Origin of the sequence: Pseudomonas sp. GGS8, assembly GCF_024168645.1 — a bacterium.
Lineage (GTDB): Bacteria > Pseudomonadota > Gammaproteobacteria > Pseudomonadales > Pseudomonadaceae > Aquipseudomonas.
Window position 1 is genome coordinate 3,319,884 of record NZ_JALJWF010000001.1, and the last position, 15,474, is coordinate 3,335,357.

The window sequence follows — 15,474 nt, forward strand, 5'->3', positions numbered from 1 at the left end:
GCGGGCAAGCCCGCGATGAGGCCCTCAAGAACACCACAACAACCAAGCAGACAAAAAAAGGCCCGCATCGCTGCGGGCCTTTTTTTTAGCAGTGGAGCAGAGGGGATTAACCCGCCACCAACACCCGAATCGCTTCCAGTCGCAGCGCGGCTTTGTCGAGCATGGCCAGGCCTTGCTCGCGTTGCTTGCGCAGTGCAACCAGTTCGCTGTCGCGCACGGTCGGGTTGACCGCTTGCAAGGCGGTCAGGCGCGCCAGTTCTTCGTCGGTATCGGCTGCCAGGCGACGTTGCGCCTCGGCCACGCGTTCGGCGTGACGCGGGGTGATCTTCTCTTCGCCGGCGTTGATCCGTGGCGTCAGCTGGTCGCGCTGGGCCTGGATGAACTTGTTGGCGCTGGCGCGGGGCACGCTTTCCAGTTGATCGTTCAGGGTTTCGAACGACACCCGGGCCGACAGGTCATTGCCATTGGCGTCGAGCAGGCAGCGCAGGGCCGCCGGCGGCAGGTAGCGGCCCAGTTGCAGCGAACGCGGCGCCACCACTTCGCTGACGTAGAGCAGTTCCAGCAACACGGTGCCCGGTTTCAGCGCCTTGTTCTTGATCAGCGCCACGGCGGTGTTGCCCATCGAGCCGGACAGCACCAGGTCCATACCGCCCTGAACCATCGGGTGTTCCCAGGTGATGAACTGCATGTCTTCACGAGACAGCGCCTGGTTACGATCGTAGGTGATGGTCACGCCTTCGTCGTCGCCCAGCGGGAAGCTGGCGTCGAGCATTTTTTCGCTGGGCTTGAGGATCAGCGCGTTTTCCGAATGGTCTTCGCTGTCGATGCCGAAAGCGTCGAACAGGGTCTCCATGTAGATCGGCAGGGCGAACTGATCGTCCTGTTCGAGGATCGCTTCGACCAGTGCATCACCTTCGCCTGCTCCGCCGGAGTTGAGTTCCAGCAAGCGGTCGCGCCCGGTGTGCAGCTCGTCTTCCAGGCGCTCACGCTCGGCGCGGGCCTCGTCGATCAGCGCTTGCCACTCGCCATCGTCGGCTTCTTCCAGCAGCGGCAGCAGGCGCGGGCCGAACTGATGCTGCAAGGCGTTGCCGGTCGGGCAGGTGTTGAGGAACGCGTTCAGCGCTTCGTGGTACCACTGGAACAGCCGCTCTTGCGGGCTGGTTTCCAGGTACGGCACGTGCAGTTCGATGACGTGCTTCTGGCCGATCCGGTCGAGACGACCGATGCGCTGCTCCAGCAGGTCCGGGTGCGACGGCAGATCGAACAGCACCAGATGGTGCGAGAACTGGAAGTTGCGACCTTCACTGCCGATTTCCGAGCAGATCAGCACCTGGGCGCCGAATTCTTCGTCGGCGAAGTAGGCGGCGGCGCGGTCACGCTCAAGGATGTTCATGCCTTCGTGGAAGACCGTGGCCGGAATGCCGGAACGTACGCGCAGGGCGTCTTCCAGGTCCATGGCGGTTTCGGCGTGGGCGCAGATCACCAGCACTTTGGTGCGCTTGAGCATTTTCAGGGTGTCGATCAGCCACTCGACGCGCGGGTCGAATTTCCACCAGCGTTCTTCTTCGTTGGCGTCCGGCTGGGCCTGGAAGCTGACTTCCGGGTACAGCTCGGCGTGATCGCCCAACGGCAGTTCGAGGTATTCGGCCGGGCACGGCAGCGGATACGGGTGCAGTTTGCGCTCCGGGAAACCCTGCACGGCGGCACGAGTATTACGGAACAGCACGCGGCCAGTGCCATGGCGGTCCAGCAGTTCGCGCACCAGACGGGCGCTGGCTTCGGTATCGCCATCATTGACGGCGGCCAGCAGCGCTTCGCCTTCATTACCGAGGAAGCCGTGAATGGTCTTGTGTGCTTCAGGCGACAGGCGCCCCTTGTCCAGCAGCTCCTGAACGGCTTCGGCCACGGGGCGATAGTTTTCGCTCTCGGCGCGGAAGGCGTGCAGGTCATGGAAACGGTTCGGGTCGAGCAGGCGCAGACGGGCGAAGTGGCTGTCCTGGCCCAGTTGTTCCGGGGTAGCGGTCAGCAGTAATACGCCGGGAATGACTTCAGCCAGTTGCTCCACCAGGGAGTATTCAGGGCTGACCTGATCTTCGTGCCACACCAGGTGGTGCGCTTCGTCGACCACCAGCAAATCCCAGCCGGCGGCGAACAGCGCGTCCTGGGCTTTCTCGTCTTCCACCAGCCATTCGAGCGCCACCAGGGCGAGCTGGGTGTCTTCGAACGGGTTGGCGGCATCGCTTTCGATGAAGCGTTCTTCGTCGAACAGCGCAACTTGCAGGTTGAAGCGGCGGCGCATCTCCACCAGCCATTGGTGCTGGAGGTTTTCCGGTACCAGGATCAACACACGGTTGGCGCGCCCCGAGAGCAGTTGGCGATGGATCACCAGACCGGCCTCGATGGTCTTGCCCAGGCCCACTTCGTCGGCCAGCAGAACCCTCGGCGCAATGCGGTCGGCGACTTCACGGGCAATGTGCAGCTGGTGCGCGATCGGTTGCGCCCGCACGCCGCCCAGGCCCCAGAGCGATGACTGCAACTGGCGGCTTGTGTGTTCCAGGGTGTTGTAGCGCAGGGAGAACCAGGCCAATGGGTCGATTTGCCCGGCGAACAAGCGGTCGCTGGCCAGTCGGAACTGAATGAAGTTCGACAGTTGGGTTTCCGGCAGGGTAACCACTTCGTTCTGCGCGTTGAGGCCGTGGTAAACCAGCAAGCCGTCGACGTCATCGACTTCCTGGACGGTCAGTTTCCAGCCCTCGAAGTGAGTGATCGAGTCACCCGGCGAAAATCGCACGCGGGTGAGGGGCGCATTCCGTAGCGCGTACTGGCGAGTCTCGCCAGTGGCCGGGTAGAGCACGGTCAACAAGCGGCCGTCCTGTGCCAGAACGGTGCCTAAACCCAGCTCGGCTTCGCTGTCACTGATCCAGCGTTGCCCCGGTTGATACTGCTGCGCCATGCTGCCTGACTCCCACCTTGAAAAAGCGGGCTATCTTAACGGAATCAGGCTCCAGACCAAAGGTTTACGTGTGTAGAGGCTGCTGATGGCTGCGATCTTTTAATCTTGGGGAACGCTTGAGTTCTGCGTTGTCCGATGGAAGATCGTACCAAGCGGGTCATAAGTTTTCGACCGATGGCTCAAGTCGCCATCCCCGCAGCCGACAGCCTGCTGACAGGAGACTAATAATATGCTGCCACCGATGCTCCCCTTGAGCGCCGTGCCGATCACTTCACAACAGGATCCGATCCGCCAGCGCCCGGATATTCCGCCCGTGGTGCCGGTGCAGGAAAGCTCCAATGAAAGCACCATCGACCTGCAAAAGCGCGACCCGGAAGAGGCGGGCCTGCAGCTGCGCGAGGAACAGCGCCGGCAGCAGGAACGGGAGCGGCGTCGTCGTGAAGCCGATGAAGATCCAGAAGAGCATCTGGCGATCCCCGGCAACGAACTCAATGCCGACAATACCGTGCCGGTGGCGCCATTGATGGAGAATCAGCCACGTCAGGGATTGTGGGTCGATATCGAGATCTGAAGTGTCGGATACTGGTCAGCGCCCGCGCCAGACCGCATTATTGGCGCAATCCTGTCGCCTTTAGCCGGCAGCTGAATTCATTTCCAAGCGATGCACTGAACGCCATGAGCCAAGATGACAAGCTGATCGACCTCAACTCTGAACGTGCCAAACGGGTTCATGACCTTAATGAAAAGCGCCTGAACGAAGTGCGCCAGGCATTTGAGCAGGCCATGCCGTTGGGTAAAACGAAGAAAAAGCAGAAGAACAAACCGAAAAAGCGTTGATACACCCTGCATCGATTGATGCAGGTCAGTTATTTCCCTTCCTTTACGCCCAGTCTCGGGCGGCATTGATCCCGGTCAATTTTCTCTCCTGCCCGATTGGTTAACTTAGCCCCATCGCAACAGGGCAAGTCCAGGAGGCCAGTCATGTTTTTCGATAACGTGGTGATCGCCGGAGTGCTGACAGTCGGCCTCATGGTTCTGTTTTTTGCAGGGTTTGGATTTTTTATCTGGAAGGATTCACATAAACGGAGAAAACCGTAGGTCTTTCTGGAGCAATGAGCACGCAAGGCATTTTGGGCGACTTCGGTCGCCCTTTTTTTTTGTGCGAATTTCTCTCGGATGCACACTGAACTTCTGTGGGAGCGGGCTTGCCCGCGATAGCGGTATATCTGTTACATCAATGTCGGATCTGTCGCCGTCATCGCGGGCAAGCCCGCTCCCACAGGGATCTGCGCTGAACATTAGACAATGTGTCTAGTCCTGAAACAGGTGTAAACCTTATTCAGGACGGGACACGGGACAGCAGCAATAAAAAAGGCGCGAACCTCACGGAACGCGCCTTTTTCAGTAGCGGTGTATCAGCTACCCAGTGCCTTGGAGGCCAGCCAGAACAGGCCGGCCGACAGGGCCACGGTGGCTGGTAGGGTCAGGACCCAGGCCAGCAGGATGGTTCTGACGGTGCCACCTTGCAGGCCGCTTTTGTTCGCGACCATGGTGCCGGCTACGCCTGAGGACAGGACGTGGGTGGTGGAGACGGGCAGGCTGAAGATGTTGGCCAGGCCGATCATGCTCGCGGTGGTGATCTGCGCCGACATGCCTTGGGCATAGGTCATGCCTTGCTTGCCGATTTTCTCGCCGATGGTCAGTACCACGCGTTTCCAGCCGACCATGGTACCCAGGCCGAGGGCCAGTGCGACCGCTAGAATCACCCAGAACGGGGCGTATTCAGTGGTGGTGGTCAGGTCCTTGCGCAGTTTGTCCAGGTCAGCCTTTTCACGGGCAGCGAGGCCAGGCAGCTTGCTGACTTTCTTCGCCGTGTCGTCCAGGCAGAGCAGGTAACGACGCACTTCGATGCGGCTTTCTGCTGGCAGCGAATGGTAGTCGGCTACACCCTTGAGGGTGTCGAGCAGGGCGGCGATGGTCGGTTCGGTCTGTTGCGGGTTGCAACGGAATTTCTCCGGCAGATCACCTTCCACGCTTTTGCCCAGGGCCAGGAATTCACCCAGCGTATCGGAATTGCGCTTGTAGAACTGGCTCAGGTGCAGGGTTGCATCGCGCGTCCGTTCGATCTGGTAGGTAGTGCTGCCCAGGTCAAGTACGAACTGCGCCGGCACGATACCGATCAGCACCAGCATGATCAGGCCGATACCTTTCTGGCCATCGTTCGAACCGTGCACGAAGCTCACAGCCATGGCCGAAATCACCAGAACCAGACGGTTCCAGAACGGCGGGTGTTTCTTGTCGTCGATCTTGCGGCGCTGTTCCGGTGTCTTGTGCATCTTGGACAGCGGACGCCACCATTTAAGGCCGATCAGCACCAGGGCGGCAACAAGGAAGCCGGCCATCGGCGAGAACACCAGGGACGCGCCGATGTCGATCGCTTTCTGCCAGTTGACGCCGTCGGCCAACGGAATGTCGTTGATCAGGGCGTTGGCCAGGCCGACACCGAGGATCGAACCGATCAGCGTATGGGAGCTGGAGGCCGGGATACCGAAGTACCAGGTGCCCAGGTTCCAGGTGATGGCGGCGGCGAGTAACGAGAACACCATGGCCAGCCCGTGACCGGTGTTCACATTGATCAACAGTTCTACCGGCAGCAGATGGACGATGGCATACGCCACCCCCACACCGCCCAGCAGTACGCCGAGGAAGTTGAACACACCGGAAAAGAACACCGCCAGATGAGGCGGCATGGCTTTGGTGTAGATAACAGTGGCCACCGCGTTTGCGGTGTCATGAAAGCCGTTGATGAACTCGAAGGCGAGGACAAAGGCCAGGGCGAGCAAGAGGCTCACAAGCACCCAAGCATCCAGTCCGCTGAATAAATCGATCATGAAGGTTTTCTGACCCGGTCGTAAGGGGGCGCGATTATGCCAGAAAAGACTGCTAATCGATGCACTTGCTGCTCATCGGTAACATTCTTCAACGAATTTATTTGTAGCAATCCCCTGAATCCCGAGTTTTTTCAGGGTTTTCCAAGCCATTGAATTTGCTTGGAAAGGCAGCAGCCACAAGGGTTTCTCTCGTCGGGACGAGAGGCTTGAACACTTGTGTGAAATATCTGAGAAGCAGGTCGGACAGGAGCCATTTTCCTCATCTGGCGGATAAGGGGGACCGCCGCCCGCTTGTAGCGGGCGCGAAAAGCATCATCGATACAACCCGCTTTTAACGGGTGCAGACGCAGGCTCTTGAAAGGATTCAAACCGAGGCGGTCATGGCTCTTCGGCTTTGAGTTCCTTTTCCATCTTCTGCAATTCCTGGGTGAAGGCCTGATCCTGAACGGTGGCGCGTTTACGCCAAGGTTTGCGTTCGGGTTCGGGCTGAGCGGCGTAGGTGGTGACTTCCCCGCCGTAAACTTCCTTGTAACGTTGTTCCTGGCGCTCAAGTTCCGCGCGCAGTTCTTCTTTCGTCACAGTGCTACCTGATTGAGTTGAGATTAATTCTGGTGAAACGCGCTGCATCGATCTATTGACCATGCTCGTCGAAAGGACAATGCCTGATACGACATCGCTCCCACGGCGCAATCAATACTTCAATGTTGCAGGCGGCCACGGCACCAGAGAAAAACAGCTGACGCAGCATCAGTCTCCTGTTTCAGCGAGCGCGTTGGCGGAACATATTAAATGAGCGTCAAGCGCTTGCTGCGGACAGCGGCGATGGATATCGCGCTGCCGGCGGGCGGAATCGGCACAAAAAAACCGGTCGCCTCTGAGATGCATTATAGCGGTCGATCCGAAGAACACTATCTCTTGGCAGTTAAAAGTAGTTCCTCATGTGATTGTTTTGTTACTCGCAACTTGCCGGTAACTACGATGGGCTGATGCCAGTTGCGGTGATGACTTTCTGACGCCATTAGGCAGGACAAATTATTACATCGTCCTCCTTTAAGCCAGTGACCGAAAATAACAAGCGTATTGTGGTGCGAGTGAAAGCAGGATGGCTGAATGTACGTCCATGATTGCGATTATCGGCCTGTGGTTCGATAATCGCCCAATCCTGGCAGCCGGTGGCTTGTGTGTCAGACCGGGGCTGCTTGTAATAGTCGCTGATCCGTGGGGGAAAAAACCTGATATGAACGATCAAATGCGCAATTCCTTCGCTTCAGTGGCACCGCCGATCGTCGCCTCGCCCGCCAAGCGAATCCAGGCCCTGACCGGTGACCCGGATTTCATGACCTCCCTGGCCCGTGGCCTGGCGGTGGTGCAAGCGTTCCAGGAGCGCAAGCGGCACCTGACCATTGCACAGATCAGCCATCGCACGGAAATTCCCCGCGCCGCTGTGCGACGTTGCCTGCATACGCTGATCAAGCTCGGCTACGCCACCACCGACGGGCGCACCTATTCGCTGCTGCCCAAAGTCTTGACCCTGGGCCATGCCTATCTGTCGTCGACCCCGCTGGCAGTGTCTGCCCAGCCGTATCTGGACCGCATGAGCGAGCAACTGCACGAGGCCTGCAACATGGCCACGCTGGAGGGCGATGACATTTTGTACATCGCGCGCTCCGCGACCACCCAACGGCTGATTTCCGTCGATCTCTCGGTGGGTGGGCGCCTGCCGGCCTATTGCACCTCCATGGGCCGGATTCTTCTTGCCGCGCTGGACGACACGTCGCTGCGCGAATACCTCGACCATGCAGAGCTGCAAGCCAAGACCAGTCGCACCCTGCATACCCCCGAAGCCTTGCTCGAATGCCTGCAAGAGGTGCGGCGACAAGGCTGGTGCATCGTCGATCAGGAGCTGGAGCAGGGCCTGCGCTCGATTGCCGTTCCGGTGTACGACGCTTCTGGCCAGGTAGTGGCGGCGCTGAACGTCAGCACCCACGCCGGCCGGGTCAGCCGCAGCGAGCTGGAACAGCGTTTCTTGCCTGGTCTACTAAGCGCCAGTCGAGACCTGAGCGCGCAACTGTTCGCCTAAGCTGTTCGATAAACGCACAGAGTCGCGTTTATCGAATTGACGCTGTTTCCCTCGGATCATTAATGTCGCGGCAGCGTCATCCGGCGCTGCTGGCCCTCAGCCAGAGCCAGTTGCTGGACGACGACCCAATAATAATGAGAAGAGGCATCGTCATGCACACGTTTCCCCGCTGTCGCTGTTCCCGCCGGCTTAGCTGCCGAAACCGGATCGCCTGATCCCGACCTTCTTTGCTTGTGACAGCGTCAGCCTCGGCTGGCAGTTGTTCGACTGCGTTCTTTGCGTGGAATAAAAATAATGAACCAGCCTCAGTCTGCTGTAGGAAACTGCCTCGACGTGCAGTCCTTCATCAACGCTCAACCCATTTCGCGCTACCAATGGCGGGTGGTGATCCTGTGTTTCCTGATCGTCTTCCTCGATGGCCTCGACACCGCGGCCATGGGGTTTATCGCGCCGGCACTGTCCCAGGACTGGGGCATCGATCGCGCCAGCCTCGGCCCGGTGATGAGTGCGGCATTGATCGGCATGGTCTTTGGCGCCTTGGGTTCCGGGCCGTTGGCTGACCGCTTCGGGCGAAAAGTCGTACTGGTGGGGGCGGTGCTGTTGTTCGGTGCCTTCAGCCTGGCGTCGGCTTACAGCAGCAACGTCGATCAACTGCTGGTGTTGCGTTTCCTCACCGGCCTGGGCCTGGGTGCCGGCATGCCGAACGCGACCACGCTGCTGTCCGAATACACCCCGGAACGCAAGAAATCCCTGCTGGTGACCAGCATGTTCTGTGGCTTCAACCTCGGTATGGCCGGTGGCGGGTTCATCTCGGCCAAACTGATCCCGGCCTTCGGCTGGCACAGCCTGTTGATGATCGGCGGGATTCTGCCGCTGATGCTCGCCGTCGTATTGCTGTTGTGGTTGCCCGAGTCGGCGCGCTATCTGGTGGTGCGCAATCGCGGTACCGACAAAGTGCGCAAGGCTCTGGCGCCGATCGACCCGGCGGCGGTGGCTCAGGCTTCGAGCTTCAGCGTGCCTGAACAGAAAACCGTGAAGGCACGCAATGTGTTCGCGGTGATCTTCTCCGGCACGTACAGCACCGGCACGTTGTTGCTGTGGCTGACGTACTTCATGGGCCTGGTGATTGTTTATCTGCTGACCAGTTGGTTGCCGACGCTGATGCGTGACAGCGGCGCGAGTATGGAGCAGGCCGCATTCATTGGTGCGCTGTTCCAGTTTGGTGGGGTGTTAAGCGCAGTGGGCGTGGGTTGGGCGATGGACCGGTTCAATCCGCACAAGGTCATCGGCACTTTCTACCTATTGGCCGGGGTGTTTGCCTACGCGGTAGGGCAGAGCCTGGGCAACATCGCCGTGCTGGCAGCCTTGGTGCTGGTGGCCGGGATGTGTGTCAACGGCGCGCAATCGGCGATGCCGTCGCTGGCGGCGCGGTTTTACCCGACTCAAGGGCGGGCGACCGGTGTGTCGTGGATGCTCGGGATTGGCCGCTTCGGCGCGATCCTCGGGGCGTGGATGGGCGCAACGTTGCTGGGCCTGGGCTGGAACTTCGAGCAGGTACTGACGGCGCTGGTGATTCCGGCCGCGTTGGCGACCACGGCGGTGGTGATCAAGGGCGTGGTCAGCCATGCGGATGCGACCTGATCCGGTTTGAGAGTGATCGTTCCCACGCAGAGCGTGGGAACGATCTGAAAGAGAACGATAGCGAGGTAACAATCTGTTCGATAAACGAACACTCAGTCGATTATCGGATTGTTTGGGTTTTTCCAGAGGCTTAACCTTCAGTCATTCCGGCGCTGAACCTCGCGCCTTTTTCTACCACTGTCGGTTCATAACAAAACGGGAGCCTGCCCCATGGCTGAAATCCTTTCGCTGCATGACGCGGTGAAGCAGTTCGTCAACGACGGCGATACCGTCGCGCTCGAAGGCTTCACTCACCTGATTCCTACGGCGGCGGGTCATGAAATCATTCGCCAGGGCAAGAAAGACCTGACCCTGGTGCGGATGACGCCTGACTTGATCTACGACCAGTTGATCGGTGCCGGTTGTGCTCGCAAACTGATTTTCTCCTGGGGCGGTAACCCTGGCGTCGGTTCGCTGCACCGTCTGCGTGACGCAGTCGAGCGGCAATGGCCGCATGCGCTGGAAATTGAAGAGCACAGCCACGCCGACCTGGCCAATGCCTACGTCGCGGGCGCTTCGGGCTTACCGTTCGCGGTGCTGCGTGCCTACGCCGGTTCCGACCTGCCGAAAGTCAACCCGCTGATCAAAACCGTCACGTGCCCGTTCACCGGCGAAGTGCTGGCGGCGGTGCCGTCGGTGCGTCCGGACATCACCGTGATTCACGCGCAGAAAGCCGACCGCCAAGGCAACGTGCTGCTCTGGGGCATTCTCGGTGTGCAGAAAGAAGCGGCGCTGGCGGCCAAACGTTGCATCGTCACCGTCGAAGAAATCGTCGATAACCTCAATGCACCGATGAACGCCTGCGTGCTGCCGACCTGGGCTCTGAGCGCGGTCTGCCACGTACCGGGCGGCGCGCATCCGTCCTACGCCCACGGTTACACCGAGCGTGACAACCGCTTCTACCAGGCCTGGGACCCGATTGCCCGCGACCGTGAAACCTTCACCGCGTGGATCAACGAGTACATCCACGGCTGCGCTGACTTCAGCGAGTTCCAGGCCAAGCTGGCCGCTGCTTCGGAGGCCAAGTAATGACTTACACCACCAATGAAATGATGACCGTCGCCGCCGCCCGCCGCCTGAAAAACGGTTCGGTGTGCTTCGTTGGTATCGGCCTGCCGTCGAAAGCCGCCAACCTGGCGCGACTGACGTCCTCGCCGGATGTAGTGCTGATCTACGAGTCGGGTCCGATCGGTGCCAAGCCAAGTGTACTGCCGCTGTCGATTGGTGACGGTGAACTGGCGGAAACCGCCGACACCGTCGTCCCGACCGGTGAGATTTTTCGCTACTGGCTGCAGGGCGGGCGCATCGACGTCGGTTTCCTCGGCGCCGCGCAAGTCGACCGCTTCGGCAATATCAACACCACGGTCGTCGGTGACTACCATCAACCGAAAGTTCGCCTGCCAGGTGCCGGTGGCGCGCCGGAGATTGCCGGTTCCGCCAAGAGCGTGCTGATCATCCTCAAACAGTCGGCGCGTTCGTTCGTCGACAAGCTCGACTTCATTACCTCGGTCGGCCATGGCGAGGGCGGTGATTCGCGCAAACGTCTCGGCCTGCCGGGCGCCGGTCCTGTCGGCATTATTACCGACCTGTGCATCATGGAACCGGAAGCCGGCACCCATGAATTCGTGGTCACCGCGTTGCACCCAGGGGTGACCCGCGAGCAAGTGATCGCGGCCACCGGTTGGGCGATTCGTTTTGCCGACACCGTTGAGAACACTGCCGAGCCAACCGAGATCGAGCTGACCGCGCTGCGTGATCTGGAAGCCCGCACTGCGGCGGCCCACGGCCAAGCACCCGGAGAAGCCTGATGCGTGACGTTTATATCTGTGACGCGATTCGTACCCCCATCGGCCGTTTTGGCGGTGGCCTGTCGGCGGTTCGCGCCGATGACCTGGCCGCCGTGCCGATCAAGGCGCTGATGGCGCGCAACCCGTCGGTGGACTGGAGCGCGGTGGACGAGGTGTTCCTCGGTTGCGCCAATCAGGCCGGCGAAGACAATCGCAACGTGGCACGCATGGCGTTGCTGCTGGCGGGGCTGCCGGAAACCATTCCCGGCGTGACCCTCAATCGACTGTGCGCTTCGGGCATGGATGCGATCGGCACTGCATTTCGGGCCATCGCCAGCGGCGAGATGGAGCTGGCGATTGCTGGCGGCGTCGAATCGATGTCCCGCGCGCCGTTCGTGATGGGCAAGGCCGACGCGGCGTTTTCGCGCAACATGAAACTGGAAGACACCACCATTGGCTGGCGATTCATCAACCCGTTGATGAAAGCCCAGTACGGCGTCGATGCAATGCCGCAAACCGCCGATAACGTGGCCGACGATTACCAGGTTTCCCGCGAGGATCAGGACGCTTTCGCCCTGCGCAGCCAGCAACGGACAGCCGCCGCGCAAGCCGCAGGATTTTTCGCCGAAGAAATCGTTGAAGTGCGCATTGCCCACAAGAAGGGTGAAACAGTGGTCAGCCAGGACGAACATCCTCGCGCCGACACTACACTCGAAACCCTGGCCAAACTCAAACCGGTCAACGGCCCCGACAAAACTGTCACCGCCGGCAATGCCTCCGGTGTGAACGACGGTGCTGCAGCGCTGATCCTGGCTTCGGCCGAAGCCGTGAAAAAACACGGCCTGACCGCCCGCGCCAAAGTGCTCGGCATGGCCAGCGCCGGTGTCGCACCACGGGTGATGGGCATCGGCCCGGTGCCGGCGGTGCGCAAATTGACTGAGCGCCTGGGCCTGGCGGTCAACGATTTCGACGTGATCGAACTCAACGAAGCCTTCGCCAGCCAGGGTCTGGCGGTGCTGCGTGAACTGGGACTGGCGGATGACGCGGCCCAGGTCAACCCGAACGGTGGCGCCATTGCCTTGGGCCATCCGCTGGGCATGAGCGGTGCGCGTTTGGTGCTGACCGCACTGCATCAACTGGAAAAGACAGGCGGCAAGAAAGGTCTGGCGACCATGTGCGTCGGTGTCGGCCAAGGTCTGGCCTTGGCGATCGAACGGGTCTGACACACTTGGTTGTGAATAAGACGTGTCGACTAATAAGAATTGAGGAAAGCGCAATGACTGACAAACCAGGTTACCGTCGCCCGCAGGCGGGCACTCAGCCGGAATACCTGCACCCTCCTTATCAATCCACCAACCTTCGTTCGCCGTCCAAGCCGTTGGTGTTTTTGCCTCATTCGCTGTCGGAAATCACCGGCCCGACCATCGGCGCCGAGCGTATTCAGGAGCGGGACAACGACCTGACCGCCCAGCACTCGGGCGAGCCATTGGGTGAACGGATCATCATTCACGGGCGTGTGCTGGATGAAGACGGTCTGCCGGTGCCGGGCATTCTGGTGGAGATCTGGCAGGCCAACGCCGCCGGTCGTTACAACCATGCTCGCGACCTGCACGACGCGCCGCTGGACCCGAACTTCACCGGCACCGGCCGCACCGTGACCGATGCCGATGGTTGCTACCAGTTTCAGACCATCAAACCTGGCGCCTATCCGTGGGGTAACCACCCCAATGCCTGGCGCCCGGCGCACATCCATTTCTCCCTGTTCGGGCCGAGCATTCTGACGCGCCTGGTGACCCAGATGTATTTCCCGGGTGACCCTTTGCTGGCTTACGACCCGATCTACAACTGCGTTCCCGATACCAGCGCCAAAGAGCGTTTGATCGCCAGTTTCGATCTGGAAAAAACCATCCCTTCCTATGCCCTCGCTTATCGTTGGGACATCGTTTTGCGCGGCCGCGACGCCACGCCGATGGAGAAATAAGATGACGCTGAACGCGACCACGTCCCACACCGTCGGACCGTACTACCACATCGGCCTGACCTGGCTGAACCGTGAAGACCTGACCGTTGAACAGACCCTCGGCGAGCGTGTGGCGATCACCGGGCAAGTCGTCGATGGCAATGGCGACTTCGTCAACGACGCCATGCTCGAAGTCTGGCAGGCCAATGCCGCCGGCAAGTACGATCACCCCGAAGACGATCAGGACAAACCCCTGGACCCGAACTTCGAAGGGTTTGGCCGGGTGCCGGTGGATGCGCAAGGGCGCTTTCGCTTTACCACGATCAAGCCGGGCACCGTGGAAGGCCTCAAGGGCACGACCCAGGCGCCGCACCTGGTGGTGCTGGTGTTTGCTCGCGGGTTGGTGAAGCACTTGCTGACGCGGATTTACTTTGATGGCGAACCGGCCAACGTGGCGGATCCGCTGCTCGAATGCGTGCCTGCCGAACGGCGTGGCACCTTGTTGGCGAAGCAGGATGCTGCGGGTGTTTATCAGTGGAGTGTGATTCTGCAGGGGACGGATGCGGAGACGGTGTTCTTCGATTATTGAGTGGCGAGGGCTCTGCTGACCAAGGAGCTTTTTTGTGGCGAGGGGGCTTGTCGGATCGCCGCACCGCCCCGTTCGGCTGCGAAGCAGTCGTAAACCGGTTGGCGCGATCTACCTAACAGGTCGCGCCAACCGGTCTAGGGCTTGCTTCGCAAGCCAACGGGGGCAAGCCCCCTCGCCACAGCTGTTGCGAAATATGTCTAGACTCTCACGGTCCCCACAGAGTGAAAAACAATGACAACCTCCACAGCTGTCTACACCGGTGAAGAACGCAACAAAAGGATCTTCGCGATTGTCGGCGCCTCGTCCGGCAACCTGGTCGAGTGGTTCGATTTTTACGTCTATGCCTTCTGTGCGATCTATTTCGCGCCTGCCTTTTTCCCGTCCGATAACCCCACGGTGCAGTTGGTCAATACCGCGGGCGTATTTGCCGCCGGGTTTCTGATGCGCCCCATCGGCGGCTGGATCTTCGGTCGGTTGGCGGACAAACACGGGCGCAAGAATTCGATGCTGATCTCGATTCTGATGATGTGCTTCGGTTCGTTGCTCATCGCCTGCCTGCCGACCTACAGCAGCATCGGTGTCAGGGCACCGATCCTGCTGCTGTTCGCGCGCTTGCTGCAGGGCTTGTCGGTGGGCGGCGAATACGGCACCACCGCGACCTACATGAGCGAAGTTGCCCTCAAGGGCCAGCGCGGGTTCTTCGCGTCGTTCCAGTATGTGACGCTGATTGGCGGACAGTTGCTGGCGGTGTCGCTGGTGGTGATCCTGCAGCAGTTCCTCAACGAGGATGAATTGCGTGCCTACGGCTGGCGGATTCCGTTCGTGGTCGGTGCGGCGGCGGCGTTGATTTCGTTGTTCCTGCGTCGTGCGCTCAAGGAAACCAGCAGCAAGGAAATGCGCGAAAACAAGGACGCCGGCAGCATCGGTGCGCTGTTCCGCGATCACAAGGCAGCCTTCATCACCGTGCTGGGTTACACCGCCGGCGGTTCGCTGATTTTCTACACCTTCACCACGTACATGCAGAAGTACCTGGTGAACACCGCCGGCATGCACGCCAAGACTGCCAGTTACATCATGACCGGCGCACTGTTCCTTTATATGTGCATGCAACCGTTGTTCGGCATGCTCGCCGACAAGATCGGCCGGCGCAATTCGATGCTTTGGTTCGGCGCCCTTGGGACGTTGTTCACCGTACCGATCCTGTTGAGCCTGAAAAGTGTCAGCAGTCCGTTCCTGGCCTTTATCCTGATTACCGTGGCGCTGGCGATCGTCAGTTTCTACACCTCGATCAGCGGTCTGGTAAAAGCCGAAATGTTCCCGCCCGAAGTGCGCGCCTTGGGCGTCGGCCTGGCGTATGCGGTGGCCAATGCGATCTTCGGCGGTTCGGCGGAATATGTAGCGCTGAGCCTTAAAGCCGGGGGCATGGAAAACTCGTTCTACTGGTACGTGACGGTGATGATGGCGGTGGCGTTCCTGTTCAGCCTGCGTTTGCCGAAACAGCCGAAGTATCTGGAAAACGACCTTTGATCTTTCC

Annotated in this window: 15 protein-coding genes; 12 read left to right on the forward strand and 3 right to left on the reverse strand. The window is 60.1% G+C overall.

Annotated features, from left to right (window positions below; all coding sequences use genetic code 11):
* Positions 1–106 precede the first annotated feature (106 nt).
* Positions 107–2,953: an RNA polymerase-associated protein RapA gene (gene rapA, locus J3D54_RS15005; RefSeq protein WP_253419476.1), complete on the reverse strand. Its 2,847-nt coding sequence runs from the start codon at positions 2,951–2,953 to the stop codon at positions 107–109.
* A gap of 229 nt (positions 2,954–3,182) precedes the next feature.
* Here rapA and J3D54_RS15010 point away from each other — a divergent pair, with 229 nt between their 5' ends.
* From J3D54_RS15010 to ccoM, 3 genes are all read left to right on the forward strand, one after another.
* Complete coding sequence (locus J3D54_RS15010) at positions 3,183–3,524, forward strand: aspartate-semialdehyde dehydrogenase (RefSeq protein WP_105348394.1); 342 nt, start codon at positions 3,183–3,185, stop codon at positions 3,522–3,524.
* Between the two features lie 104 nt (positions 3,525–3,628).
* Positions 3,629–3,790 (forward strand): hypothetical protein, encoded by a 162-nt coding sequence (locus J3D54_RS15015; RefSeq protein ID WP_253419479.1) that lies wholly within the window; start codon positions 3,629–3,631, stop codon positions 3,788–3,790.
* A 144-nt stretch (positions 3,791–3,934) separates the two neighbouring features.
* Positions 3,935–4,051, forward strand: a complete 117-nt coding sequence (gene ccoM, locus J3D54_RS30330; RefSeq protein WP_018926882.1) for a cytochrome c oxidase subunit CcoM — start codon at positions 3,935–3,937, stop codon at positions 4,049–4,051.
* 317 nt (positions 4,052–4,368) lie between these two features.
* Here the strand turns inward: ccoM and J3D54_RS15020 are convergent, their stop codons facing one another.
* Together J3D54_RS15020 and J3D54_RS15025 are read right to left on the reverse strand one after the other, a co-directional pair.
* Positions 4,369–5,844, reverse strand: coding sequence for an inorganic phosphate transporter (locus J3D54_RS15020; protein ID WP_253419481.1), 1,476 nt, complete (start codon positions 5,842–5,844; stop codon positions 4,369–4,371).
* Between the two features lie 378 nt (positions 5,845–6,222).
* Positions 6,223–6,423, reverse strand: a complete 201-nt coding sequence (locus tag J3D54_RS15025; RefSeq protein WP_084321752.1) for a hypothetical protein — start codon at positions 6,421–6,423, stop codon at positions 6,223–6,225.
* A 210-nt stretch (positions 6,424–6,633) separates the two neighbouring features.
* Between J3D54_RS15025 and J3D54_RS15030 the strand changes: the two genes are divergently transcribed.
* The 9 genes from J3D54_RS15030 to J3D54_RS15070 all read left to right on the forward strand — a co-directional run bounded on the left by J3D54_RS15030 (position 6,634) and on the right by J3D54_RS15070 (position 15,467).
* Complete coding sequence (locus tag J3D54_RS15030; RefSeq protein WP_253419484.1) at positions 6,634–6,831, forward strand: hypothetical protein; 198 nt, start codon at positions 6,634–6,636, stop codon at positions 6,829–6,831.
* Between the two features lie 250 nt (positions 6,832–7,081).
* Positions 7,082–7,924, forward strand: a complete 843-nt coding sequence (gene pcaR, locus J3D54_RS15035) for a pca regulon transcriptional regulator PcaR (protein WP_253419487.1) — start codon at positions 7,082–7,084, stop codon at positions 7,922–7,924.
* 294 nt (positions 7,925–8,218) lie between these two features.
* Positions 8,219–9,565 (forward strand): MFS transporter, encoded by a 1,347-nt coding sequence (locus J3D54_RS15040; protein ID WP_253419489.1) that lies wholly within the window; start codon positions 8,219–8,221, stop codon positions 9,563–9,565.
* A gap of 210 nt (positions 9,566–9,775) precedes the next feature.
* Positions 9,776–10,633, forward strand: a complete 858-nt coding sequence (locus tag J3D54_RS15045; protein WP_253419492.1) for a CoA transferase subunit A — start codon at positions 9,776–9,778, stop codon at positions 10,631–10,633.
* Positions 10,633–11,412 carry a CoA-transferase subunit beta gene (locus tag J3D54_RS15050; RefSeq protein WP_253419495.1) on the forward strand — a complete coding sequence of 260 codons (780 nt, stop codon included), beginning with the start codon at positions 10,633–10,635 and terminating at the stop codon, positions 11,410–11,412. Before J3D54_RS15045 ends, J3D54_RS15050 begins: the two co-directional genes overlap by 1 nt.
* Positions 11,409–12,614, forward strand: a complete 1,206-nt coding sequence (pcaF, locus tag J3D54_RS15055; RefSeq protein WP_253426629.1) for a 3-oxoadipyl-CoA thiolase — start codon at positions 11,409–11,411, stop codon at positions 12,612–12,614. The genes J3D54_RS15050 and pcaF overlap by 4 nt, the downstream gene beginning before the upstream one ends.
* Positions 12,615–12,667: 53 nt before the next feature.
* The gene (gene pcaH, locus J3D54_RS15060) at positions 12,668–13,372 is read left to right on the forward strand and encodes a protocatechuate 3,4-dioxygenase subunit beta (RefSeq protein ID WP_253419498.1); all 705 of its coding nucleotides are present in this window, start codon (positions 12,668–12,670) and stop codon (positions 13,370–13,372) included.
* Position 13,373: 1 nt separating this feature from the next.
* Entirely contained in the window at positions 13,374–13,940 is a 567-nt protein-coding gene (pcaG, locus tag J3D54_RS15065; RefSeq protein ID WP_253419501.1) for a protocatechuate 3,4-dioxygenase subunit alpha, read from the forward strand.
* Positions 13,941–14,171: 231 nt separating this feature from the next.
* Positions 14,172–15,467 carry an MFS family transporter gene (locus J3D54_RS15070; protein ID WP_253419504.1) on the forward strand — a complete coding sequence of 432 codons (1,296 nt, stop codon included), beginning with the start codon at positions 14,172–14,174 and terminating at the stop codon, positions 15,465–15,467.
* Positions 15,468–15,474: the final 7 nt, after the last annotated feature.

What these genes read in the sequence shown, in the direction of transcription:
- pcaH (WP_253419498.1), top strand. Translation starts at nt 12,668, where the DNA reads ATGACTGACAAACCAGGTTACCGTCGCCCGCAGGCGGGCACTCAGCCG.
- J3D54_RS15030 (WP_253419484.1), top strand. Translation starts at nt 6,634, where the DNA reads ATGAGCGTCAAGCGCTTGCTGCGGACAGCGGCGATGGATATCGCGCTG.
- J3D54_RS15045 (WP_253419492.1), top strand. Translation starts at nt 9,776, where the DNA reads ATGGCTGAAATCCTTTCGCTGCATGACGCGGTGAAGCAGTTCGTCAAC.
- J3D54_RS15070 (WP_253419504.1), top strand. Translation starts at nt 14,172, where the DNA reads ATGACAACCTCCACAGCTGTCTACACCGGTGAAGAACGCAACAAAAGG.
- ccoM (WP_018926882.1), top strand. Translation starts at nt 3,935, where the DNA reads ATGTTTTTCGATAACGTGGTGATCGCCGGAGTGCTGACAGTCGGCCTC.
- rapA (WP_253419476.1), bottom strand. Translation starts at nt 2,953, where the DNA reads ATGGCGCAGCAGTATCAACCGGGGCAACGCTGGATCAGTGACAGCGAA.
- pcaR (WP_253419487.1), top strand. Translation starts at nt 7,082, where the DNA reads ATGAACGATCAAATGCGCAATTCCTTCGCTTCAGTGGCACCGCCGATC.
- J3D54_RS15020 (WP_253419481.1), bottom strand. Translation starts at nt 5,844, where the DNA reads ATGATCGATTTATTCAGCGGACTGGATGCTTGGGTGCTTGTGAGCCTC.
- J3D54_RS15050 (WP_253419495.1), top strand. Translation starts at nt 10,633, where the DNA reads ATGACTTACACCACCAATGAAATGATGACCGTCGCCGCCGCCCGCCGC.
- J3D54_RS15015 (WP_253419479.1), top strand. Translation starts at nt 3,629, where the DNA reads ATGAGCCAAGATGACAAGCTGATCGACCTCAACTCTGAACGTGCCAAA.
- pcaG (WP_253419501.1), top strand. Translation starts at nt 13,374, where the DNA reads ATGACGCTGAACGCGACCACGTCCCACACCGTCGGACCGTACTACCAC.
- J3D54_RS15010 (WP_105348394.1), top strand. Translation starts at nt 3,183, where the DNA reads ATGCTGCCACCGATGCTCCCCTTGAGCGCCGTGCCGATCACTTCACAA.
- J3D54_RS15040 (WP_253419489.1), top strand. Translation starts at nt 8,219, where the DNA reads ATGAACCAGCCTCAGTCTGCTGTAGGAAACTGCCTCGACGTGCAGTCC.